The organism is Bacillus sp. CPT56D-587-MTF (assembly GCF_058792335.1).
On record NZ_JBYTEF010000001.1, the window covers coordinates 2,392,639 to 2,413,751 of the forward strand.

At 33.3% G+C, this 21,113-nt stretch carries 27 protein-coding genes and 1 pseudogene; 6 read left to right on the forward strand and 22 right to left on the reverse strand.

Annotated features, from left to right (window positions below; all coding sequences use genetic code 11):
• Positions 1-156: 156 nt before the first annotated feature.
• The 3 genes and pseudogenes from AC3WVZ_RS12205 to AC3WVZ_RS12215 form a co-directional block, all read right to left on the reverse strand.
• Positions 157-993, reverse strand: coding sequence for a PP2C family serine/threonine-protein phosphatase (locus AC3WVZ_RS12205; protein WP_000556966.1), 837 nt, complete (start codon positions 991-993; stop codon positions 157-159).
• Positions 977-1,275: pseudogene (locus AC3WVZ_RS12210) on the reverse strand (hypothetical protein). Before AC3WVZ_RS12210 ends, AC3WVZ_RS12205 begins: the two are co-directional and overlap by 17 nt.
• A 106-nt stretch (positions 1,276-1,381) precedes the next feature.
• The gene (locus AC3WVZ_RS12215) at positions 1,382-1,549 is read right to left on the reverse strand and encodes a glycine zipper domain-containing protein (RefSeq protein WP_000508401.1); all 168 of its coding nucleotides are present in this window, start codon (positions 1,547-1,549) and stop codon (positions 1,382-1,384) included.
• A gap of 217 nt (positions 1,550-1,766) precedes the next feature.
• On the opposite strand from AC3WVZ_RS12215, the gene AC3WVZ_RS12220 reads away from it, so the two are divergent.
• On the forward strand, positions 1,767-1,979 hold the full coding sequence (locus AC3WVZ_RS12220) for a hypothetical protein (RefSeq protein ID WP_065382618.1): 213 nt from the start codon (positions 1,767-1,769) through the stop codon (positions 1,977-1,979).
• A gap of 53 nt (positions 1,980-2,032) precedes the next feature.
• Here the strand turns inward: AC3WVZ_RS12220 and AC3WVZ_RS12225 are convergent, their stop codons facing one another.
• Both AC3WVZ_RS12225 and AC3WVZ_RS12230 read right to left on the reverse strand, forming a co-directional pair.
• The gene (locus AC3WVZ_RS12225; RefSeq protein WP_001084759.1) at positions 2,033-2,869 is read right to left on the reverse strand and encodes an ABC transporter permease; all 837 of its coding nucleotides are present in this window, start codon (positions 2,867-2,869) and stop codon (positions 2,033-2,035) included.
• Positions 2,862-4,067, reverse strand: a complete 1,206-nt coding sequence (locus AC3WVZ_RS12230) for a quaternary amine ABC transporter ATP-binding protein (protein ID WP_000370606.1) — start codon at positions 4,065-4,067, stop codon at positions 2,862-2,864. The genes AC3WVZ_RS12225 and AC3WVZ_RS12230 overlap by 8 nt, the downstream gene beginning before the upstream one ends.
• A gap of 171 nt (positions 4,068-4,238) precedes the next feature.
• On the opposite strand from AC3WVZ_RS12230, the gene AC3WVZ_RS12235 reads away from it, so the two are divergent.
• A complete protein-coding gene (locus AC3WVZ_RS12235) occupies positions 4,239-5,096 on the forward strand; it encodes a glycine betaine ABC transporter substrate-binding protein (RefSeq protein ID WP_001227613.1) in 858 nt (285 codons plus the stop codon).
• A gap of 43 nt (positions 5,097-5,139) precedes the next feature.
• On the opposite strand, the gene clpP is transcribed toward AC3WVZ_RS12235, so the two are convergent.
• Positions 5,140-5,721: an ATP-dependent Clp endopeptidase proteolytic subunit ClpP gene (gene clpP, locus AC3WVZ_RS12240; protein WP_001092373.1), complete on the reverse strand. Its 582-nt coding sequence runs from the start codon at positions 5,719-5,721 to the stop codon at positions 5,140-5,142.
• Positions 5,722-5,742: 21 nt separating this feature from the next.
• Positions 5,743-6,429, reverse strand: coding sequence for an RNA polymerase subunit sigma-70 (locus tag AC3WVZ_RS12245; RefSeq protein ID WP_000337511.1), 687 nt, complete (start codon positions 6,427-6,429; stop codon positions 5,743-5,745).
• A 142-nt stretch (positions 6,430-6,571) separates the two neighbouring features.
• Here AC3WVZ_RS12245 and AC3WVZ_RS12250 point away from each other — a divergent pair, with 142 nt between their 5' ends.
• From AC3WVZ_RS12250 to AC3WVZ_RS12260, 3 genes are all read left to right on the forward strand, one after another.
• Entirely contained in the window at positions 6,572-6,892 is a 321-nt protein-coding gene (locus AC3WVZ_RS12250) for a 2Fe-2S iron-sulfur cluster-binding protein (protein ID WP_001125388.1), read from the forward strand.
• A 4-nt stretch (positions 6,893-6,896) separates the two neighbouring features.
• Entirely contained in the window at positions 6,897-7,559 is a 663-nt protein-coding gene (gene rpiA, locus AC3WVZ_RS12255) for a ribose 5-phosphate isomerase A (protein WP_001049989.1), read from the forward strand.
• A 111-nt stretch (positions 7,560-7,670) separates the two neighbouring features.
• Positions 7,671-8,105, forward strand: coding sequence for a GNAT family N-acetyltransferase (locus AC3WVZ_RS12260; RefSeq protein ID WP_233936413.1), 435 nt, complete (start codon positions 7,671-7,673; stop codon positions 8,103-8,105).
• Positions 8,106-8,232: 127 nt separating this feature from the next.
• On the opposite strand, the gene AC3WVZ_RS12265 is transcribed toward AC3WVZ_RS12260, so the two are convergent.
• The 15 genes from AC3WVZ_RS12265 to AC3WVZ_RS12335 form a co-directional block, all read right to left on the reverse strand.
• Positions 8,233-9,567: a lytic polysaccharide monooxygenase gene (locus AC3WVZ_RS12265; protein WP_233936414.1), complete on the reverse strand. Its 1,335-nt coding sequence runs from the start codon at positions 9,565-9,567 to the stop codon at positions 8,233-8,235.
• A gap of 474 nt (positions 9,568-10,041) precedes the next feature.
• Positions 10,042-11,235, reverse strand: a complete 1,194-nt coding sequence (locus AC3WVZ_RS12270; RefSeq protein ID WP_233936415.1) for a macrolide family glycosyltransferase — start codon at positions 11,233-11,235, stop codon at positions 10,042-10,044.
• 92 nt (positions 11,236-11,327) lie between these two features.
• Positions 11,328-12,008 carry a formylglycine-generating enzyme family protein gene (locus AC3WVZ_RS12275; RefSeq protein ID WP_233936416.1) on the reverse strand — a complete coding sequence of 227 codons (681 nt, stop codon included), beginning with the start codon at positions 12,006-12,008 and terminating at the stop codon, positions 11,328-11,330.
• 161 nt (positions 12,009-12,169) lie between these two features.
• Positions 12,170-12,673: a DNA topology modulation protein gene (locus tag AC3WVZ_RS12280; RefSeq protein ID WP_233936417.1), complete on the reverse strand. Its 504-nt coding sequence runs from the start codon at positions 12,671-12,673 to the stop codon at positions 12,170-12,172.
• The gene (locus AC3WVZ_RS12285) at positions 12,670-13,599 is read right to left on the reverse strand and encodes a phosphotransferase enzyme family protein (RefSeq protein WP_078386550.1); all 930 of its coding nucleotides are present in this window, start codon (positions 13,597-13,599) and stop codon (positions 12,670-12,672) included. Before AC3WVZ_RS12285 ends, AC3WVZ_RS12280 begins: the two co-directional genes overlap by 4 nt.
• 24 nt (positions 13,600-13,623) lie before the next feature.
• Entirely contained in the window at positions 13,624-14,010 is a 387-nt protein-coding gene (locus tag AC3WVZ_RS12290) for a ribosomal maturation YjgA family protein (RefSeq protein WP_001093456.1), read from the reverse strand.
• 65 nt (positions 14,011-14,075) lie between these two features.
• Complete coding sequence (locus AC3WVZ_RS12295; RefSeq protein ID WP_000655262.1) at positions 14,076-14,783, reverse strand: class I SAM-dependent methyltransferase; 708 nt, start codon at positions 14,781-14,783, stop codon at positions 14,076-14,078.
• 21 nt (positions 14,784-14,804) lie between these two features.
• Positions 14,805-15,158, reverse strand: coding sequence for an MmcQ/YjbR family DNA-binding protein (locus AC3WVZ_RS12300; protein ID WP_000994621.1), 354 nt, complete (start codon positions 15,156-15,158; stop codon positions 14,805-14,807).
• Between the two features lie 15 nt (positions 15,159-15,173).
• Positions 15,174-15,578 (reverse strand): GNAT family N-acetyltransferase, encoded by a 405-nt coding sequence (locus tag AC3WVZ_RS12305; RefSeq protein ID WP_233936418.1) that lies wholly within the window; start codon positions 15,576-15,578, stop codon positions 15,174-15,176.
• 35 nt (positions 15,579-15,613) lie between these two features.
• Positions 15,614-16,030 carry a GNAT family N-acetyltransferase gene (locus AC3WVZ_RS12310; protein WP_000680537.1) on the reverse strand — a complete coding sequence of 139 codons (417 nt, stop codon included), beginning with the start codon at positions 16,028-16,030 and terminating at the stop codon, positions 15,614-15,616.
• A 28-nt stretch (positions 16,031-16,058) separates the two neighbouring features.
• The gene (locus AC3WVZ_RS12315; RefSeq protein WP_078386548.1) at positions 16,059-16,430 is read right to left on the reverse strand and encodes a hypothetical protein; all 372 of its coding nucleotides are present in this window, start codon (positions 16,428-16,430) and stop codon (positions 16,059-16,061) included.
• Positions 16,427-17,203 carry a serine hydrolase gene (locus tag AC3WVZ_RS12320; RefSeq protein WP_060852056.1) on the reverse strand — a complete coding sequence of 259 codons (777 nt, stop codon included), beginning with the start codon at positions 17,201-17,203 and terminating at the stop codon, positions 16,427-16,429. Before AC3WVZ_RS12320 ends, AC3WVZ_RS12315 begins: the two co-directional genes overlap by 4 nt.
• 127 nt (positions 17,204-17,330) lie before the next feature.
• Entirely contained in the window at positions 17,331-17,843 is a 513-nt protein-coding gene (locus AC3WVZ_RS12325) for a GNAT family N-acetyltransferase (protein ID WP_100651710.1), read from the reverse strand.
• Positions 17,844-17,923: 80 nt separating this feature from the next.
• A complete protein-coding gene (locus AC3WVZ_RS12330; RefSeq protein WP_000052353.1) occupies positions 17,924-18,925 on the reverse strand; it encodes an HAAS signaling domain-containing protein in 1,002 nt (333 codons plus the stop codon).
• A complete protein-coding gene (locus AC3WVZ_RS12335; protein WP_000380296.1) occupies positions 18,912-19,259 on the reverse strand; it encodes a PadR family transcriptional regulator in 348 nt (115 codons plus the stop codon). Before AC3WVZ_RS12335 ends, AC3WVZ_RS12330 begins: the two co-directional genes overlap by 14 nt.
• 918 nt (positions 19,260-20,177) lie before the next feature.
• Between AC3WVZ_RS12335 and AC3WVZ_RS12340 the strand changes: the two genes are divergently transcribed.
• Positions 20,178-20,906: a hypothetical protein gene (locus AC3WVZ_RS12340; protein WP_000360499.1), complete on the forward strand. Its 729-nt coding sequence runs from the start codon at positions 20,178-20,180 to the stop codon at positions 20,904-20,906.
• Positions 20,907-21,113: the final 207 nt, after the last annotated feature.

Consider the following 21,113-nt stretch of genomic DNA (forward strand, 5'->3'; position numbering starts at 1 on the left):
ACATGTTTTATGTATTGTATAACAACAATCTATTTCCCATCCCTTTTGTTTCGGGATGTTTAATCCTTTTTCTTTCTATTTTTTCAAAAACGAATATAGATAGTACCGATAAAATTAATAGAGTTATTTTTATAATTGACAGAAAACCCTATCCTTTTATTTTCTTACTTGCATTTTCTCCGGCTGATCACTCGGATACGTGGCATTCCTTTTATTTTCTACGTCCCAACTAATAATTGTCGCACTATCACGTCCCAACTGATGATGCACGTGTTCTAAAACATTGTGAATATTTTCTTTAAGTGTTTTATCATTTCTGTTCATAGCATTATACAAATTTACAGGTGTTTCATATCGGCGTTCCCCGCATTCTAATACTCCATCTGTCACCATCACAATTCGGTTCTTTCCAGTACGTAATTCACGAATACCTGATGAATAGCAAGGCACAGGTAAATCAAATGTGTTTACATTTCCAATCCATTCGTAAAAATGACGTTGATTTAATGCATATTGTCCTAACTTATGTAACTCTTCATGAAATACATACACTAAACAATCACCGATAGAAAGCCACCATATATAATTTTCTTTCCTTACACATAGTAAGCAAGCTGTTTCACCTTTAATTTTTTTACACTTTTCCTTAAATGAAGATGACTGAAAAATTGTAAGTATATGATTTTCAACAGACTGAAATACTGAATTAATTGGTTCATTCAAAATTACTTTTATATTTTCATATTCTTTTTCGATTGTATTTACTACTAAATCAACACTTTCTGCACTATTATGTCCATCTAATATAGCTGCAAATTCCCACTCACCATTTGACCAAACTAATGCACCATCTTCATTCTTTTTCGCTCCGGCACTAATATTCCCACCATATGCACCGAGCACGATATCACCATATTGCTTTACCGAAATTTCGTCTAAACACATTTCTCTACTTCCAACCCATGAATGTTGTCTATTATTTTTTGTATGCATATTCACTCACCATATACTCTCGTATTCTTTCGCATAGTTTTTTGATTTTCGCTGCGTCACCATATGGTGCGCCAGTCCATTTCGCTATCTCGCTTGGTGACCAAAACTCTTTTGGTGTATTCGAATAACGCGGAATTATGTTTCTTCACTATCCCAGTGGACATGTCCAACGTAAACGAGTTCATCTTCGTAAATAGCTCCACCTGGAACTATAATATTTCCTTTATGCTTTTTGCAAATGAAGCAGTTTTGTTCTACTTGATTGTTTGTTGACATGTCCATCACCTTCCTTTTCATATATAATATCACAAAAAAAGGAAAAACAGGTTTTGTATTCCGAATTTTCATTCTTTTGATACAGCAATTTTTGAAATGAATTTACACCTCATTATTTCTTCAAAAACGCAATCCCAATTATAATCCCAATCACAATTCCGATTACTAAATTATTTGTAAAGTGCCCTTGAAATACACCAATTACAACCCCTATACCGACACCTATTGCCAAAGCATCATTTCTTTTTTTATTTTTAGCCAAAATTGCATCTCCTCCCATCATTTCTCCCTAAACAACATGCATTCACTTAAATGTATTAATATACGCACTATCTCGCTTGAATCTTTTCAAAAAATGCACTTTAACTTCATATATAATATTTTCCATTTTCTGTACATACTCCTTTTATAATGAAAAAATTTCAAGTAACCATTAAATATATATAGGCATTTACTATAAGAAAGATCCGTAATTTATTGAAGGGGGAACGATTCAAATGCATCCTCATTGGAATCGTTCCCCCCATCCTGTAAGGAATACATTGCATCATGATTCACAATATATGATGCAATGTATCGCAAGTCTTGAAAATCAATTAACTAAATTAATCTCATTAATCGAGGAAAATAATCAATTCATCAAATCAATGGAACAACAACAAAACCAAGTTTGCGCACCAGCTGGAGGTTCTGTTATCGTTCGTATGTGATCTGGATGCAATAAAAAACACACTTTGTATTATAAAAGTGTGTCTTTTGGTCATTATTTTCTTTTCGTATGGAACCCTTGTGTAATACGGTCTAATATAATTGCGATTACTACGATAGCTAATCCAGCTTCAAAGCCCATTCCGATATTAACTTGTGTTACAGAGCGATATACATCAACTCCAAGTCCTGGAGCTCCTACAAGTGATGCTGTTACAACCATCGATAACGAAAGCATAATGCTTTGGTTCACACCAGCCATAATCGTTCCGGTTGCAAGTGGTAATTGTACTTTAAATAGTTTTTGTGATGCAGTGGATCCAAATGCATTCGCTGCTTCAATTAAATCTTCTGGAACTTGTCTAATTCCTAAGTCCGTAAAACGAATTGTCGGTGGCATTGCAAAGATTACTGATGCAATAATTCCAGGTACTACACCTACTCCGAAAAATGTAATCGCTGGAATAAGGTATACGAATGCAGGCATTGTTTGCATAAAATCTAGTGTTGGTTTTAAAAATTTTGAGAAACGTTCATTTTGAGATGCTAATATACCAATTGGAATTCCGACAATAATTGAAATAATAACAGACGTAAGTACGAGTGCTAATGTTTGCATCGTTTGTGCCCAGTAGTTAATATTCAAAATGAATAATAATCCAATAAGCGTAAAAATGACTAAAGATAATTTCCTCGTTGTGTACCAAATGAAGAAACACAAGATAATAATCATCAATATGGCAGGTATTATTGTTAAAAAATTAGTGAGTAAATCAACGAATCCACCAATAATATAAGAGAATCCTCGGAATAAGCCTTCAAAGTGCTCATATAAACTTGCAACAAATGAGTCGACCCATTCCCCTAATGGAATACGTGGTATACTATTCATCGTCTTTCACCTCTTCCTCAATGTTTCCTGCAAGAGCTTGAATGACACTTTCACGTTTAATAATTCCTCTTAGCCTTTTCTTCTCATCGATTACTGGTAACGGATATTTCATCTCTGCCATTTTTGCATATGTCTCTTCCAGTAAAGTATCCAAATACACATGCGGAATATCATTAAGTAATAAATCAGCAATCGGCCACTGTTTTTGTACTGCTTTACTCGCATCATCCGCAGTTAATATACCTAAAAACTCATACTTTTTGTTTACAACATATACAGTTGAGACGCCTGCATTCCTCATAATTTGAAGGGCCACACGAGGTCCACGATCAATTAATAAAGTTTCTGGTCGTTTTAAAATAGACTCAGCCGTAATTACTTTTCCTAAATTCACGTCCGCAACAAACTTTTCTACAAATTCATTTGCGGGGCTCATCATAATTTCTTCTGGCGTTCCAATTTGGACGATTTCTCCATCTTTCATTAATGCAATACGATCTCCAATTCGAAGCGCTTCATCTAAATCATGCGTAATAAATATAATCGTTTTTTCCATTTTATCTTGTAACTCTAACAATTCATCTTGCATTTCTTTTCGAATAAGTGGATCTAATGCACTAAATGACTCGTCCATTAGTAATACATCTGGATTATTCGTTAGTGCCCTTGCGATTCCAACGCGCTGCTGCATACCACCACTAAGTTGACTTGGATAATTATCTTTATGATGATCGAGTCCTACTAACTGTAGCGATTCTAACGCTTTTTTCTCTCGCTCTTCAACCGGAACTCCTTGTATTTCTAAACCATATGCAACATTTTGTATAACTGTACGATGCGGAAATAGAGCAAATTTCTGAAATACCATGCTCATTTTCGTTCTTCTTACTCTCCGTAACTCTTCTTTTCCCATCGTTGCGATGTCTTCACCATCTATGTATATATGACCTGCAGTTGGTTTAATCAATTGATTTAACATACGAACTAGCGTAGATTTCCCGCTGCCAGACAAACCCATAATAACGAAAATCTCTCCAGAGTAAACTTCAAACGTTGCTTTTTTCACCCCAACGTTCATTCCTGTCTCTTTTAAAATTTCCGATTTACTTTTTCCTTCTTTTAATAAGGAAAGGGCTCTTTGCGGATGTTTCCCGAATACTTTTGTTACGTTTTCAACACGCACCTTTGTATTATCCATGTCACTACTCCTTTTCTACCCATCTATTCACATAGTGTTGCGATTTTACAAAGAAATATTACATAAAAATGACATTCATAAGATTTCTTTAAAATTCTCGTTTCCGTTCATAATAAGAATGCTTACTTATACATTTATTTTATAAGGCAAACGTTACTTAGGAGGTTTTCGATGCGAAAGAAAATTTGGTTTATATGCCTTGCATTATTTATTACTATGATTTTCACTTCATGTAATGCAACAAATGCAAATTCGAAAGGAAAAATTAAACTTGGTGTAACAAGTTGGAAAGAAAATATTGCAACTGCAAACATGTGGAAAGTTTTATTAGAAGAAAAAGGCTACAAAGTTGAGCTCATGTATTTAGAAAAAGCCGCAATTTGGACTGGTGTCGCTCGTGGCGATGTTGATGCGAATTTAGAAGTATGGCTACCAGTTACAGATAAACCGCTAAACGATCGTTATAAAGATGATATTGTCTTAAAATCAAAATGGTACGAAGGTACTGGACTAGGTTTAGTCGTCCCTTCTTATATGAAAAACATAAACAGTATCGAAGATTTAAATGCTCATAAAGATGAACTAGATAATAAAATTGTCGGTATCGAACCCGGTAGTAGTCTTATGAATTTAACGAATAAAGCAATGAAAGAATATGATATAAAACTAAAACTTGTCCAATCTTCTGAAGCTGCGATGATGAGTGAACTAAAGAAAGCATATACAAAAAAGAAACCAATCGCTGTTACGCTTTGGAATCCGCATTGGGGTTTTTCAGAATTTGACTTAAAATATTTAAAAGACCCTAAGAAAGTATATGGTGAAAAAGATGACATTTATTACTCCGTTCGTAAAGGTTTCGAAAAAGATCACCCGGATATCATAAAATACTTTGATAAATGGAAAATGAACGATGAGCAGCTTGGTACATTAATGGTCGAGTTAAATAAAACGAAAGATCCCGAAGAAGCGGCACGAAAATGGATTAAGAACAATCAAGCGCTAGTTGATGAATGGGTAAAGGATTAATAAAAAGGCTAGAGAATTAACATATCCTCTAGCCTTTTTCATCTTATTTTTTCGTAACAACATCATCTACAATCCCATATACCTTCGCTTCTTCTGCAGTCATAAAATAATCTCTTTCTGTATCATGTGCTACTCTTTCAATCGGTTGGCCTGTTTTTTCTGCAATCATTTTATTAATATCATGCTTTAACTTTAATATTCTTTTCGCAGTTATTTCAATTTCTGTTGCTTGCCCTTGTGCACCACCAAGCGGCTGATGAATCATAATTTCACTGTTAGGAAGCGCAAACCGTTTTCCTTTTGCTCCTGATAATAATAACAATGCACCGAATGATGCCGCAAAGCCCATGCATAGCGTTTGCACATCTGGTTTAATTAAATTCATCGTATCTAATATTGCAAAACCTGCTGTCGTTGAACCTCCTGGGCTATTGATGTATAAATATATATCTTTTTCTGCATCTTCTGCTTCTAAAAATAATAATTGCGCTACGACACTACTCGCTACTTGATCGTTAATTTCTGAGCCGATAATAATAATGCGGTCTTTTAATAACCTTGAATATATATCATAGGAACGCTCTCCTAATTTTGTTTGTTCTACTACATATGGAATTGTATTCATTTTCAATTCCTCCAATACTTGTTATGCTGCGCAAAGCATACAACTGTAGGAAGAAGGTTGTTTCACATTAAATAATAAGACTGGCTGTTTAGATGGTAACTTAGTAAAATCTATTGACGGAAGCAGTTTCGTTAATAATTCCGGTCTCTCTTCTCGAATAGACGTTACTACAACTTCCATATCATCTGTGAATTCGACTATCTCGACCCCTTCTTCACTTACAGTTTTCAGCCTATTTCTACTCCGAAATAAAGAAGCTTTCACTGCACCTTCTGATACAGAACACACTTTAGCAATATCAGCGATACTATATTGAAAAACATCTTTTAATAATAAAATTGCGGATTGCTGTACATTTAATGAAGACAATACTTTCCCTACCATTTCATGCAAATCTGCAATGTTCTCATGTGGTTCTTCAAAAGTGATTTGTTCTCTTATTTTTTCATGAACAGACTTAGACTTTATCTGATCTAACCAACGATTTCTTGCTATTTTATAGACGAGTGTCATACAAATATCTTTATTTCTATATTTTTGAAGCACTTTACACACTGTTTCTTGGGCGAGATCTTCCCCATCCCATTTGTTTTTCGTTAAAAAAGTACAGTATCTTTTTAACTCTCCATATTGTTCAATTAAAAAGTTTATATTTGAATGATTCATATCGATATGGTTCTTTAAAACATGAGTTACTTTTGTGCACAAAATAACCACTCCTTTTCAGCGCTTACTTAATAAACGATTCAACATTAAAAAAAGTTACGGGGATATAAAAAAATAATGTTTATGTTCAATAATTCGCGGTCATAAATATGTTATGTACAATTTTACGTGAGGAGGAACAAATTTGCCAAAATTAACAATTGAAGGTGCGGGAACTTTTGATGTGAAAGAAGGAACAAAGTTAGTATTAGCAATTGAAGATAGCGGTGTCAACATTCTTCATCGTTGCGGCGGGAATGCACGTTGCACAACTTGTAGAGTAGAAATACTAGCAGGTGATTTCTGTGAAGCGAGTGCGAATGAGAAACATGCAATGACGGAAAAAGGAATTGAAGATCATTTACGATTATCTTGTCAAATGCGTGTACATAAAGATATAGTCGTTCGTCCGGTACTTACAGTTGAAAATTCAGGTCTTGATGCTGGGCCACGTCCGGCGGAGTAAAGCGATGAATTTAAAACAGCTCGCTGGCGAATATGCTGCTAACTTTGTAAACGATGGCATGAAAATTGGGCTTGGTACAGGTTCTACTGTATATTGGACAATACAAAAATTAGGTGAGCGTGTAAAAGAAGGATTATCATTTCAAGCTGTACCAACATCAAAGGAAACTGAAGCATTAGCACAGCAACTAAATATCCCCCTAATTTCGTTAAACGACGTACAAAGTCTTGATCTTACAATTGATGGAGCGGATGAAATTGATTCAAATTTACAACTTATAAAAGGCGGTGGCGGTGCATTACTTCGTGAAAAAATCGTTGCCTCTTCCTCTAAAAAACTAATTATCATTGCTGATGAATCGAAACTTGTAACACATTTAGGTACTTTTCCATTACCTATTGAAATCATCCCTTTTTCATGGAAACAAATCGAAAATAAAATTCAGTCTTTAGGATGTCAAACAACATTGCGTTTGAAAAACAATGAAACCTATATAACCGATAACAATAACATGATTATCGATTGTATATTCCCTAATCATATTTCTAATCCTGCCCATTTACACACTCAATTAAAAATGATTACTGGTGTAGTTGAAACAGGGTTATTTATAAGTATGACGAGTAAAGTAATTATCGGCGCTAAAAATGGGATAAAGGAATTGTAATAAAAGCTAACTTTTTAAAGTTGGCTTTTTAGTATGTTCTTCTCTTTATAGCGCTTTATTATGATATACTATGAAAACACAAGCTGATTACATTAGAAAGGACTGAATATTTTGCAATCCAAACTTATAACAGAACTTGCTGATTTAGAAACTGTCTTTCATATTCGAAAAGAAGTATTTGTAAAAGAACAAGGTGTCCCTCTTGCAGATGAATTCGATACATTCGATGAAATCGGAGAGCAATGTAAACATATTTTAGTTTATTATCATGAGCTTCCTGTAGGCACAGGGCGTATACGATTTGTTGATGGCGTCGGAAAATTAGAACGTATTTGCATTTTAAAAGATTATCGTACATACGGATTAGGTAAAGTCATCATTCAAACGTTAGAAGAAATTGCTCGTAACGAACAAGCTACAAAAGTGAAACTACACGGGCAAACACAAGCTGAAGGATTTTATAAAAAATTAGGTTATGAAACTTCTTCTGATATATTTATGGAAGATGGCATTCCGCATATACTTATGACGAAAATGTTATCATAATAAAAAGGGTAGTATATGAATCTTATGTATTCATACACTACCCTTTTTTATAAATAGAAAAGTGAATTCTCAAGATTCTCTTTTGAAATCAAAGCCCATCATCTCTTAGTTCATATCTAGGTAAAGCTTACACTGTTTTCCATAATGATAATGCATAAATCCAGTTCGGATCACCATTTCCTTGATAACTCTGGACTGCTTCATATACTTTTCCTTCGTGTAGAACTCTATCTCCCTTTTTATATGCTTTTTTTGCATCCCACGCTTCATATGAAGCGCTTTCGGTTTTTGTAGTAATTGTGAATATATCACTCTGTACGGATTCATTTCCAGCTACATCAACAGCTTTTACTACATATTTATAAGTAGTATTAGCGAGCAGATTTTTATCCATATAAGAAGCTGTATTGGATGTTGCAATCTTTTTCATTGATCCTTCTGTTTCTCTATAAATATCGTAATGGTCTACACCAATATTATCGTCAGATGGACTCCACATTAAATCCACACTTGACGCTGTCGTTCCCATACTATGTAATCCTTTTGGTTGTGTTGGTGCTTCTGTATCTGGAATCTCAACTGTTGTTTTTACTGTAAGCGCTGTACTTTCCTTCGATACATTGCCAGCTGCGTCAATTGCTTTTACAGTATAAGAGTATTCTGTGCTTGGTTGTAATTTCTTATCAATAAAATGAGTGCCTATTACTGTATCAATCATCTCTCCGTTACGGAAGATTTGATATCCTTTTACCCCTACATTATCCGTAGAAGCGTTCCATGTTAGTTCTACACTATTTGCTGTTACTTTTTGCGTCTGAAGTCCATTTGGAATACTTGGCGCTTCTATGTCTGGTTTCACATCATTAATAAGATTAACATCAATTACATTATAGAATGCATTTGCTGTATCAGCTACATCCCATACTGCTAAAATCACATGATATCCACTACGATCAGTAGGTACATTGATTTTATGAGTTAAATTATTTGAAGCTGCAGAACCATCATGTTGTACAGTTCCAATTGGTTCAAAATCTGCTCTTGTTAGCGCTTTATTTGGATTCCATCCTTTTTTAGTAATATAGTAATGCCACTTACTCGTTAAGTGAGGCGCAGTATACTTCCAAGTAAATGTATTTTCCCCACCAGTGATTGTATTTTTAAACCCACGATTTGCTGTTTGTTGATCTAAAATACCACCAAATTTTCCGCCTGCTGAAGCAATTTGTCCATCTACTGGACCACCTTGTGGGAACCCTTTTGGAGCTTCTAAACTTTGTGGTTCATACATAACACTTCCACAGTTTACATTTAGCGCACCATAAGTTGAACTACATAAAGCGGATCGGCTACCGGGCTTTTCAACAAAACCGTGCGCATAAGCATTTTGAGGAATAAGTGTCGTACTAATAATTCCAGCTGTTAATGCTACAGCTCCTAAACTTTTTTTGTTCATTTTCATATTTTGTAGTTATTTTAAAAATCGATTATTCATGTTCATGTCTCCTTCTTGTTATACTTTGTAGTGGAATGTGGGCTTTGATGTAAAAGAATAACAAGAGACAAACTTGTACCGATGTATGTGTTAATTATGCATACACCGCAGTGAAATTATATTTTTCTTGTGAAATATTTCACTTTATGAATATATCATGACATAGAAATTACCTGAGTATGTGCAGAAGTTGTGCAGAAACAGTGAAATTATTACTAACATGTAAAACTAAGTCCTAACATTTTAAAATAAAATTCGAATATATTTATCTATCATCTTTACTTCATAATTGACAATACATTTAACTGGTTAACTTTTATTCTTATACTTATATCTCTCAGTGCCTTAGTTTTAACCATACTAGATATTAAAAATAAGAATTATAAAGTTAAATAAAAAGCATCCTATTTAGATGCTTTTCTAATGTATAATTTCATTTTTTCACTGACCTACAAATATAAAAATTTCATCAACAGCTTCCTTATATCCACCTGATTTTTGGAAAGATTTCTTCAAATTCAAAGCAACTTCTTTAAATGACGGATTATTTAATACCATTTCTACACTTTCACTTAGTTGATCCGCAGTTAATCCTTGCATTTGTAATTTTATTCCTGCTCCAAGACTCTCCACTTGCTTTGCGACTACTGGCTGATCTGCACTTTGCGGTATTACAACGAGCGGAACCCCGTTATACAGTCCTTCATGCGCACTGTTCATCCCGCCGTGTGTAATAAATAGTTTCGTATATGTAAGCAGCTCAGTTTGGGGTACATAGTTTTTCACAATGAAGTTTTTAGGAATTTCGCCTAGATCACTTATTTTTGTTTTACTACCAATAGACATAACAATTGTATGCTCACTATTCTCAAGGGCCTTCATACACAGTTTATAAAAGTCAATCGCTTCATTAAAAACAGTACCTAATGAAATATAAAGCGGACTTTTTTCTTCAATTGAAGTAAAATCAACGTCTCTGTTTTTCATTTGTGCAGAGATAGATGGTCCTACAAATTTATATGTTTCATCAAACGTATCACCAAAAGGCTGGAACTCCTTAATTGTATATACAATAGTAAGGGGTGCAGGATTACAGAAAACTTCATACGATGATTTTATTTCAACACCATATTTTTCAGCAATTCCCTTCGTTAAGTTTTGAAAATCATTCTGTATTTTATCATAAATTTCTACTGGGATATTTTTTGATAGATGACCTAACATTTGCTCAAAGGATTTTTCATCCTGCGCAAAAGATGTGCATGAATTTATGGCTGGAAGTTTAAGGATTTGAGCAATTAAATGGCCACAGCCAAACATAGAATCATGAATTATGTAATCAAAATGTTCACCTTCAATTTGTTCTAGAACGCTAGGTATGACAATATCCGCTGTATGTAGAAGGCCATTTATTCTTTCCTGTAAATAATTTCTGCCTCCAGATAGAAACGCTTTTATAAATTTTTGATCATCAATCGTTCGTACAGTAGCACCTGTCTTCTCAATCCGCTCCCTGAAAGCTTCTATTGAAAAATAAACGACCTCTTCACCACGAGAAATCAATTCATCTACAACTTGTAAAGTTGGATTTATATGTCCTTCTGATCCAGCATTAATAAATAAAACACGCGCCATAATAAACACTCCTTACGTTAAATCATTTCTATGTTGGCAAGAGTACGGATTCTCTCCATACTCTTTTCCTAGCTGTTCGTATCATGTTCCTACTAAATTGACCTAGCAAGTCTAAAACCGAGATCATCTATATGAAATGTAGGATGGCTTCGACGACGACAAGTAGCGCCGCACCCTCTCGCTGTTTCAGCCCAACTACCACCACGAAAAATGCGGTATGATCCGTACACTGTTTCATCATACAAATCATAACACCATTCCCAAACGTTCCCTAGCATATCATAAAGTCCCCATGCATTCGGTTCTTTTTGGCCAACGTCATGAATCTCTCCATTTGAATTTTCATTATACCACGCTATATCATGAAGTTTCCCGTATGTATATCCGGTTGTACTTGCTTTACATGCATATTGCCACTCCACCTCAGATGGTAATCGGTAGCCATTTGAATCTAAATTACATTTCACAATTTGACCACCATCACTAATAGAATAATATTCTTTTAATCCCGCTTTTTTTGAAAGTACATTACAAAACGCAATGGCATCTTTCCATGAAATATTGACAACTGGTTTATGATTTTTATCAAAATTATTTAATGTACTATTTGTAATAGCATCATATAGTTCCATTGTTACAGCATACTTTGCAAGAAGAAATGGTTGAATTTGTACTAGCCATTCTTTTTTTATTCGCTCATCTCTTAATACTACCTCTCCAGCTGGAATATTGACCATTAATGAATCGATTAGTTGAATTAAATCGTTAGTCATTTTCTATTCCTCCAAACGTTCATTTTATATGAAATTAAAGTCATATACTCATTACAAAATACAATTTTCAAAAAGCGTTAAATTTTTCATAATAAAAAACGATTAGTTTTATTAAACTAATCGGTAAGATTCACAAAGAATTTTTGTGTTACATTCTATAATTATATGTGCTCTAAAAATTTCCGAACCTCATTTGGAGATTTTAAAACAATAACCTTTTTCTCTTCCGGCAATTGCTCTAACCCTTTTAAAATTGTAGGTCGTTTAGCATTAGGATATTCCCATATCCATTTAAAAAATTGCAAATCAAATCTTTCTTCACATCCCGCGCCCATATCTGGTCTTGTTTTATTCTGGTATTTTACAATTCTTTTAAAAGCACGATAAATACAAATTGTTCTATGAATATCAAGGAAGATAATTGTATTAGCTGCATTCAGTCTTATACCCATCGTCCCGCCATAATTCCCATCAATAATCCATTTCTCATCTTTAATTAAGTTATTTTGAACTGTTATTTGTTCTTCTCTCGGAACACCTTCCCAATTCGGTTTCCAAAATAATGCATCAAGATGATGCACCTTAATATTTAATTTATTTCCTAACTGCCTTGCTAATGTAGATTTTCCTGAACCACCAGAACCAATTAATATTATTTTTTTCATACCTTTACGATACCTTCTATAACTTCTTCAATAGTTTCCTTATTAGCGAAAATCCAGAAGAACATTTCTTCATTTAACTTTAATGAATCTGGTAACTGGACAAAATAAGCAATAAAGATAATTTGAATTGAAAGCATAACATACCAAATGGCTTGTAGTTCTTCTTTCGTTAAATCATTTTGTTTATAATAACCTTCAAAGACTTTGCTAACGATATGTAACCATTTCCCTCTTAATCTTTCATCACTAAATAGCTCGCTTAATATACTTGTACAGCAATAACATAAATCAAATATTTTTACATTATTTTCTAAAATCTCAAAATCTATAAACCCTTCCAGTTTATCATCTTTAAAGATTACATTTGATAGATGCATATCACGATGAATAATTTGTCTCGGTAATGGATGGACTGTTTCCTTGAAAGCTGCGTGCATTCGCTCCATCTTTTGAATTACCTCTCGATGAACATACTCATTCTTTTCTAAAATCGGTATAGCCCATTCAAATACCATCTTATATAAATCTCTTTTTATTAACTCATGGTCACTATTCACCGAATGTAATGCTTTGTGCAGATTAGCTATTTCTTCTCCAATTGTACTTGCTAGCCTTTCCAGCTTATTCGTATCTTTTATTTCTAAAACACTTCCGGCAACATACTCATATAAGCAATAATATTTTTCTTTATATAATACATATTGTTCATCATTTTCTGTCTTTACTACTCTCTGTACCTTAATTCCCTTTTCATACAGTTGCTTCAAAACATCGAATTCAACTAGAAGTTGCTTTATTGATCCTGTTTTCTTTAAAATATACTCTTTATTCTTGCATATAACCTTCGCTACTTTTTGTTGAATTACAGTAGCTGTGACATGTTCATTTTGAAACCAAAACTTTGCAATTTCCAGTGCTTGTTCCATTTACAAATACCCCTTTTACAATTCTTATGTCTTCCGAAAAATAACCTCACACAGTACTCCCACTCCAACACCAATTGTATAGGCCACTAAATCACTCCACAAAAAACCGTATCCCAACACGAGTCCGCCCAAAGTCGTTGCACGCATGCTATCTATCCATTCCGCATGATACAATTGGCTCGCTTCAATCCCGTAGCAAAACATTAAACTAATAAAAGCCAACTTCTTCGTCTCTGTTTTAGGAAACAAAAATCCAAAGCCAGTGAAAATCATTAATGCCCATAAAGCATCGCCTAAGTAATCATTTAATAGATGTGGTAGTGCAAAAGAAAACTTTCTTGAGCTAAGACCTAAAATAATAATAACTATAGTAAATAGTGCATATACTACTCTATTTCGTTTCGTATTCATTTTAAAGTCCCCTAATATGTAATGTAAAACTGTAAATAGCTAGTAAAACAAAGTTATTTTACTAGCTATTTATTAGTTGCTTTAATGATAAGAAAATGTGGATTCGTATTTAGATAATAATATGATTTTTCGTCTACTTCTTTCATTTTTTCAATTGCCTTCGGTTCTACTATCTCTTCTAATACAAAATAATTTGTAGTTTCATTTAGTATGTCTTGTAATGATCTTCTAAAAAACTTGACTTCAATAGTAATATTCGGTTTAACCCAAGTATCTATTAATAACTGTTTTTCAAAATAATTTTCACATGGAAACTTTGTGAAATCCATAAAAGGATGATGAATAGAATATATAAGTTCTCCACCTGGCTTCAATACACGACGAAATTCTTGAAATACTTGATTCCAATTTTCTATATAATGAAGAGTTAATGAACTTACAATCACATCATATGTATTATCTTTAAATGGCAATGTTTCTTGCAGATCATGACAAAGGAACGTTGCTTCTTCTCCTATATTTTCTTTTGCTGCTTTTACCATTTCAGGACTTACATCAATTGCTGTAACATTTGCTCCTCTTTTTATGAATTGAGAAGTATACCATCCAGCTGCACATCCAGCATCTAGTATCTTTTTTCCTTCTAGTTCCTTTGGAATAAGCTCCATCATCGCCGGTCTTTCATAATAACTGTTATATGGATTTGCGAAATCTAGATTTTCTTTATATGTACTCGCTAATTTATCATACGTATCTTTAATCGAATCTTTCATTACACACACTCCTAATACATATTAATCCATTAACTCCTGCTGCTTTTTCTTTGAAAATGATTGTAGTACTAAATCATACGACCAATCAATCATTTTATTAATTTGCTCCTGCACTATATCCTTATGAATATAAACAGTATTCCAATGTTTTTTATTCATATGATACCCTGGAATAATGGTTTCTGGATAATCTTCTCTTATTCTTAATGCGACTTCTGGATCACACTTCAATGTAATCGCAGCTTTTTCGCCTTCTTCATGATTTACTATCGCAAATATTTTATTATTAAGCCTCATACATGTTGCACTCCAACCATCTGGAGAATCTTCTGTCGCCTTTCTTTTCGATAAACAGTACGCTCTTGTTGCATTCATTTTAATTGGCACCTCTTATTCTTTCCCTGTTTGATTACGATGCATCACAATTTGCTTCGTTGCTTGAAATTGCTGCTCACCGTAAAACTTTATTAGCTTCTCTCCGTAAAATAGACTAACAATATGAATATGAGATATTTCCTCGAGTAACATTGTAAGCATCTTCTCTCCAATACCTTTATTTCTTACACTCTCATGTACGACAACATCTTCAATGTATGCTCGAAAAATACCATCAGAAACGACTCTAGCAAATCCAACTAATTCATTTTCTTCCCATACTCCAATGGCTATACTATTCTTTAACATTTTTTCAATATCGACTTCTTTTCTTTCTGGCCACCAACCGACAGAATCATAAAGCTTCTTTATTTTTTCTGCACAGATTGGTTGTTCTTGTTGCAATTTATACGTGTACATATGCTTCCCTCCATCAATCAGTATACATAATATTATTATAATCTCTTTTCAAAAAAGTGCTGACTATGACCTTTCGGATGATCTTCAACGACACCATACTCCCTGTAACCGTGCTTTTTATAAAATTCTGGTGCTTGAAAACTAAATGAATCTAGCAATATTAATCTACACCCTTTCTCCTTCGCAATCCCTTCAATTTCATGTAAAAGTTGGCTGCCATAACCGTCATGACGAACTGATTCATCAACCCATAAAAAGTCGATATGAAGGTGATAAAAATACATCGTACCTGTTACGCCACCAAAAATTTTTCCTTCTTCATTTTTTACTACGAGGCGTACTTCTTCCATCGTCTGTCTTGCCTCATCTGTTAAGATGGACATATTATATTGAATAACTTTATTTTTAATATATTCTCCTTCAGTACGTGTACCGTTCTTTATATGTTTCATTTATATTGCTTCCTTTCAGCTTAGTAATCTACATTTTATTTTTTCTCTTTAAAATACTAATACATACGAATCCACCATATGTAACAAAGCATGAAAAGCTAATTATACCTGGTACAGAGACATATCCTACCCTTATGTAACTTATAACCGCAAAACAAACGATAGACAATAAAATAGATGGCCAAAATATAAGAGCTGTTTTTCTTCTTCCTCGTTGCGATGTACTTTCTTTCTCTCCAGAAACACGTGTGCCAAAAAGCAATACAATACAAATAAGGATCGCTGCAAAGTAAATTGTATCTAATGACAAATTGTGATCATATAGTGCGATTCCAACTTCAAGAGCAATAATCGTTAAAATTAAAATAATGATTGTTGAAGTCTTTAAGTTTCTTTTCAATCGCTCACTCCTAGCATGCTTTCACTATATTCTTTGTATATGTACTTTAAAACTGCTGCAAAAGCTTCATCTACCTCTTTATTTTCACGTCGATTCGGTAAATCTTTTCCCCCCATCACATAAAGAAGCGGAAATTCGTTAAACATTCCTATAATACCAATATTTATTGTAGCTGTGAGTAATCCACCTGTCATATGAGCTAAATGATAATATGGGATTTCTTCATACTCTCCTTGCTGTCTTACCATGCCGCTAATAATTGGTTCCCATAATTCTGGTTCTGATTTATAACCTTGAAAGGTTTGTATGAAAAGGGCAAGAACTTCACTTAATTCTCCAACATTTTTCTCATCTCTAGCATTCTCTTGTATATAAATTTTTGAAAAGTACGTTTGTGCGTACATTTTCACAGCATCCCATCCACCACAGTGCATTACAACTGACTGTGCAACGCAACTATCATGACAAGCAATCATTACCTCTACCGCTTGACTAAGTGTTAAAGAAGTTCTTCCTTGTAAATGCGGATATAACTGCGCACTATCTTCATGCGGATTAAATTTAATGTGATGAAGTATATCATTCCAATTATGTTTATTTTCCTTCACCATTTGCGTTACTACAAATCCAATGACTAATTTTGCTGCTGATGCTAACGGAATATTTAATTCATTATTATATGAAGCAACTATCCGATTATCTTTTGTAGAATAAATTGCCATTCCCACATAATTAGATTGTACCTCTTTTATTTTATTTATAACAGTTTCCATTTCCATCCCTCTTTTTATATCGTTATATTAACTTCTAATATTTCAACATTGAATGTAAAAAAACTTTTCATTAGCTATTAAAATAAGAAAAAGGTAGCATGAATTTTTTCTTGCTACCGAAAAATATTTATTCTTCTATAGGATTTTCAGGACCGTTAAGTTCCAGCTGATAAAAAGCTAAATCTAGCCATTTATTAAACTTATAACCAGCTTTTTTTATTGTTCCTGCATGAATAAATTCATAGTTTTGATGCAAGGCAATACTTTTCTCATTCTCTGCATTAATTCCAGCAATTAAGGTCATATACTCTCTTTCCTTTGCAATTTTGATTAATTCTTTCATTAATGAAGACCCAATGCCATTTTTTCTATATGCCTTATCTACATACACAGAATGTTCAACTGAATATTTATAAGCAGGCCACGCTCTAAATGGGCCGAATGTCGCAAATCCTACTACTTTATTATCTAATTCATATACGAAAATTGGATACCCTTCAGCCTTTTTTTGTTCATACCAATCTATTCTATTTTCAAGGGTTACAGGTTTATACGCATATACAGCTGTTGTATAAAGTATCGCATCGTTATAAATATCTAAAATGTATGCTAAATCTCTTTTCGTTGCTTCCCTTATCATTGTTTTCTTCCTTTCATCATGTTCATCTTATTTCACTATCTTTTCAATAGTTTTATTTTATCGAAATTTCCGATTTTTATCTACATACGAATACTAGCTTTTCGGAAACCATCAAGTATATTTATTGCAGCAGATAACATGTAGAAGAAAATTCCTCCCCCAATGAGCCACGTTTTAAACTCCTCTGGGGAAATAGTAAATGCATTTGCCAAATACGTAATAAATCCTGCGTTTAATAAATGTGGATTTACTACAATTACAATGAATATGATTGTTCCGACTACTTGAAGAATAGCATTTCCAATTGCCAACCTTTTCGTCCATTGTCCCTGTACTAACTTATAAAGTGATATAGCTACTTCGAAAACGATCATAACCAAAATTAGGGGCCAATATTGAAGCAAAACATCTTGATTAAACGTTGGCGCGACAAACTTCAATCCGTTTTCTGTACCATGATATACGCCTACAAGATGATTCGCATAAAAGTAAAGTGTAGCCCATATTGCTGTCCACATTAAACCTCCAAAAACTTCAAACTTTGAAATCGCCTTTTTCTTCGGGATATACGAAACATTTTTCAAGTCATCTGGTGTCCATTTTTTTAAGCTTGTTGTTAATGGGTGTGGATCCTTTTCTTTATCAGTTCTTTCTAAAATAGCAAATACAAGTGTTAACCAGAAAAATACATGGAGACCCACTTCAAAAATTTCCCCTATACCTTTACCTATCAATTGTAAAATAACATTTAATACCGCTTGATCACCATTATAGCCTATAAAATTTTCTGCAACCATTGAAATGAGCGCAATAACAGCTGCAATTGGTATAATCATTTTTAATAGCGTCGTATATACATCAAAATAACGTGGTCCAATTAAATGCATTGGTCTATCCAAGTACCCATTAGCCAATGAAACTGGACTTCCCAATTTTTCGAGTACGCTCTTCACATCTTCCTCATTATAATCGTCTGGTAACATATCCTCTATTGTTGACCGTAGTTCAAGTGTAATATCTTCACGATTTTGTTCAGGCAATCTCTTCGCAACTTCATGGACATACATATCAATCAAACTCATTTTCGTCCTCCTCCTTTAATAAGTTATAAAGTTCTTTCGAATCCTTTACCCACTGCTTTTTCAATTGTAAAAATATCTCTAATCCATATTCACTTAAAACATAATACTTACGAGGTCTACTCTCTGTTTTATCCCAACTACTCGTCACTAACTCCTGCTTTTCTAATCGGCGAAGTAGCGGATATAAAGTACTTTGATCAATTGTAATCCCTGATTGCTCCAATAACTGGACAAGTGAATATCCGTACTGCGGCGTTCTTAATTGACTTAAAACAGCTAACGTTAATGTCCCTCTTCTTAACTCAGTAATTAACGAGTTTAATAAAGTATCCATTCACTCACCTCATTTCCATTACTATATGTCATACAGTATGTGTTTTATACTATGTATCGTACAGTATTAATGTGACAAAAACTATAATCATTTACCAAAAAACGGATAATAAAAAGCGCAAATTATATGATTTTTGCTTTTTTAGCTAAGTTATATATCTATAGCACTCTAAAAGGTAGCACCTTAACTACTAATTTTGAAGTTCTAGTAATGCTATGTTACAAATATCGTATACATATGATGTGAACATAACATCTCACTATAGGAAGCTATTAAAACGGCAAATTACCATGGTTGAATGATTCCTGTTTTATTCTTTAGGCACTGTTGATTTCACCCTGTTTTCAGCACCTAATCAACGTTATTTCCTTCATAAACTTCATCTTGTTCAAAATCTCTATTTTTATTTGGTTTATTAAAGTAAAATAAAAAAACAATTAAATTAGGTTAATTGTTTTTCAAATGCAAAATCTTTATTTTTTTAAATAACCTATGATATTCGAAAAGACAAACTCTCCAAATGCAAGTGGTATATAAATAAACCATAACTTTAATATTGCCTTTGTTTCTTTGTGATCAGAATCCCCCATTAAAACCAGCCCAATCCTTTTTCTTCTAATATTTTCATTTTAATTCCAGTAACAAGGAAATTATACCATTTATTAATGTTGTAGTCTATATTTTCTAAAAATTAAATAAATACAAATATTGCATTATCTTAATAACCAGATAAATACAATAACTTTTTTTACGTTTCATCTTCAAAGTCTATAATGAGTCCTGTTAGAACTGCTTCATTACCAATCGATTGGATCCCGTGACCAATAAAATCCATCTTAAATTCTTCCCACTTTAATTTATGTAATGATATAATAACACTAAATTTTCAACACGTGCTTAATAGATTGGGGACTTATAATGGATAAACCTCTCACTGCATTACAAACTATTATTATACATATGAATACAACTGAGCATTGGCATGATTTTATTTGTTACTGTCAGCATCGCGAAGCGGGACTTCGAAAATTAGCTTATAAACATTTAGAGACATTTATTACAAATGCAAAGAAATGGGAATCAAAAGATCAAGAGGAGTTTGCCATTTCACTGTTTACTATTTTAGATGCATCAAACGAAAAAGATGAGGTGTTAACTTTCTCACTAAATAGTTTTCTAATTGACATTCTATATAGATGGACAGAAAACACCCCATTTGATTCAAGGCCTTTTAGATGGATAGGAATTTATATGGACTCTAGCAATAAAGAAGACGATTTAGAAAAATCCCTTCGAAAAGCGATTGAATTAGGTGGTGATACCGAACAAGAAGCCATGATATACCTAGTTTCTAATTACATCAATACTTTAAAATTTGGTACACATGAATTCCCTTCAGGTTATTGCGGAGATTTAAGCGAATGTATAGAAAAACTTCCCTATATGCTTCAATTAACTAATAGAATTCAGAATAAGAACATAAAGGAGCAAAACATTGGTCAAATACAAGAACAACTACACTTAATTCTAGATTGGTTAAAACATACACAAATTCCAGTAGATGCTGTTCGTATATGGGAAAAAGAACAAACTAAGGAATTAGAAATGGTCATTGTATATTATTTACACAACAGCTCAAGTCGTTAATTCATCTTGTACAGAGATAATAAAGTTGTTTAAAACATAATAAAATTGTTTAAAAAACGCCAGTCATGTTATTCAACAATCGGACTATATAATGGAATGAACCCTTGTAAAAATTAGAAATATTTGAAATAATCATTATTAAGTTGAAGCAGAACGATTGCAGAAAAAGGTGATACGACTTTTTCTTACTTAAGAATCGCGAAACAG

What these genes read in the sequence shown, in the direction of transcription:
- AC3WVZ_RS12205 (WP_000556966.1), bottom strand. Translation starts at nt 993, where the DNA reads ATGCATACAAAAAATAATAGACAACATTCATGGGTTGGAAGTAGAGAA.
- AC3WVZ_RS12215 (WP_000508401.1), bottom strand. Translation starts at nt 1,549, where the DNA reads ATGGGAGGAGATGCAATTTTGGCTAAAAATAAAAAAAGAAATGATGCT.
- AC3WVZ_RS12220 (WP_065382618.1), top strand. Translation starts at nt 1,767, where the DNA reads ATGCATCCTCATTGGAATCGTTCCCCCCATCCTGTAAGGAATACATTG.
- AC3WVZ_RS12225 (WP_001084759.1), bottom strand. Translation starts at nt 2,869, where the DNA reads ATGAATAGTATACCACGTATTCCATTAGGGGAATGGGTCGACTCATTT.
- AC3WVZ_RS12230 (WP_000370606.1), bottom strand. Translation starts at nt 4,067, where the DNA reads ATGGATAATACAAAGGTGCGTGTTGAAAACGTAACAAAAGTATTCGGG.
- AC3WVZ_RS12235 (WP_001227613.1), top strand. Translation starts at nt 4,239, where the DNA reads ATGCGAAAGAAAATTTGGTTTATATGCCTTGCATTATTTATTACTATG.
- clpP (WP_001092373.1), bottom strand. Translation starts at nt 5,721, where the DNA reads ATGAATACAATTCCATATGTAGTAGAACAAACAAAATTAGGAGAGCGT.
- rpiA (WP_001049989.1), top strand. Translation starts at nt 6,897, where the DNA reads ATGAATTTAAAACAGCTCGCTGGCGAATATGCTGCTAACTTTGTAAAC.
- AC3WVZ_RS12265 (WP_233936414.1), bottom strand. Translation starts at nt 9,567, where the DNA reads ATGAAAATGAACAAAAAAAGTTTAGGAGCTGTAGCATTAACAGCTGGA.
- AC3WVZ_RS12270 (WP_233936415.1), bottom strand. Translation starts at nt 11,235, where the DNA reads ATGGCGCGTGTTTTATTTATTAATGCTGGATCAGAAGGACATATAAAT.
- AC3WVZ_RS12275 (WP_233936416.1), bottom strand. Translation starts at nt 12,008, where the DNA reads ATGACTAACGATTTAATTCAACTAATCGATTCATTAATGGTCAATATT.
- AC3WVZ_RS12280 (WP_233936417.1), bottom strand. Translation starts at nt 12,673, where the DNA reads ATGAAAAAAATAATATTAATTGGTTCTGGTGGTTCAGGAAAATCTACA.
- AC3WVZ_RS12285 (WP_078386550.1), bottom strand. Translation starts at nt 13,599, where the DNA reads ATGGAACAAGCACTGGAAATTGCAAAGTTTTGGTTTCAAAATGAACAT.
- AC3WVZ_RS12290 (WP_001093456.1), bottom strand. Translation starts at nt 14,010, where the DNA reads ATGAATACGAAACGAAATAGAGTAGTATATGCACTATTTACTATAGTT.
- AC3WVZ_RS12295 (WP_000655262.1), bottom strand. Translation starts at nt 14,783, where the DNA reads ATGAAAGATTCGATTAAAGATACGTATGATAAATTAGCGAGTACATAT.
- AC3WVZ_RS12300 (WP_000994621.1), bottom strand. Translation starts at nt 15,158, where the DNA reads ATGAATGCAACAAGAGCGTACTGTTTATCGAAAAGAAAGGCGACAGAA.
- AC3WVZ_RS12305 (WP_233936418.1), bottom strand. Translation starts at nt 15,578, where the DNA reads ATGTACACGTATAAATTGCAACAAGAACAACCAATCTGTGCAGAAAAA.
- AC3WVZ_RS12310 (WP_000680537.1), bottom strand. Translation starts at nt 16,030, where the DNA reads ATGAAACATATAAAGAACGGTACACGTACTGAAGGAGAATATATTAAA.
- AC3WVZ_RS12320 (WP_060852056.1), bottom strand. Translation starts at nt 17,203, where the DNA reads ATGGAAACTGTTATAAATAAAATAAAAGAGGTACAATCTAATTATGTG.
- AC3WVZ_RS12325 (WP_100651710.1), bottom strand. Translation starts at nt 17,843, where the DNA reads ATGATAAGGGAAGCAACGAAAAGAGATTTAGCATACATTTTAGATATT.
- AC3WVZ_RS12330 (WP_000052353.1), bottom strand. Translation starts at nt 18,925, where the DNA reads ATGAGTTTGATTGATATGTATGTCCATGAAGTTGCGAAGAGATTGCCT.
- AC3WVZ_RS12335 (WP_000380296.1), bottom strand. Translation starts at nt 19,259, where the DNA reads ATGGATACTTTATTAAACTCGTTAATTACTGAGTTAAGAAGAGGGACA.
- AC3WVZ_RS12340 (WP_000360499.1), top strand. Translation starts at nt 20,178, where the DNA reads ATGGATAAACCTCTCACTGCATTACAAACTATTATTATACATATGAAT.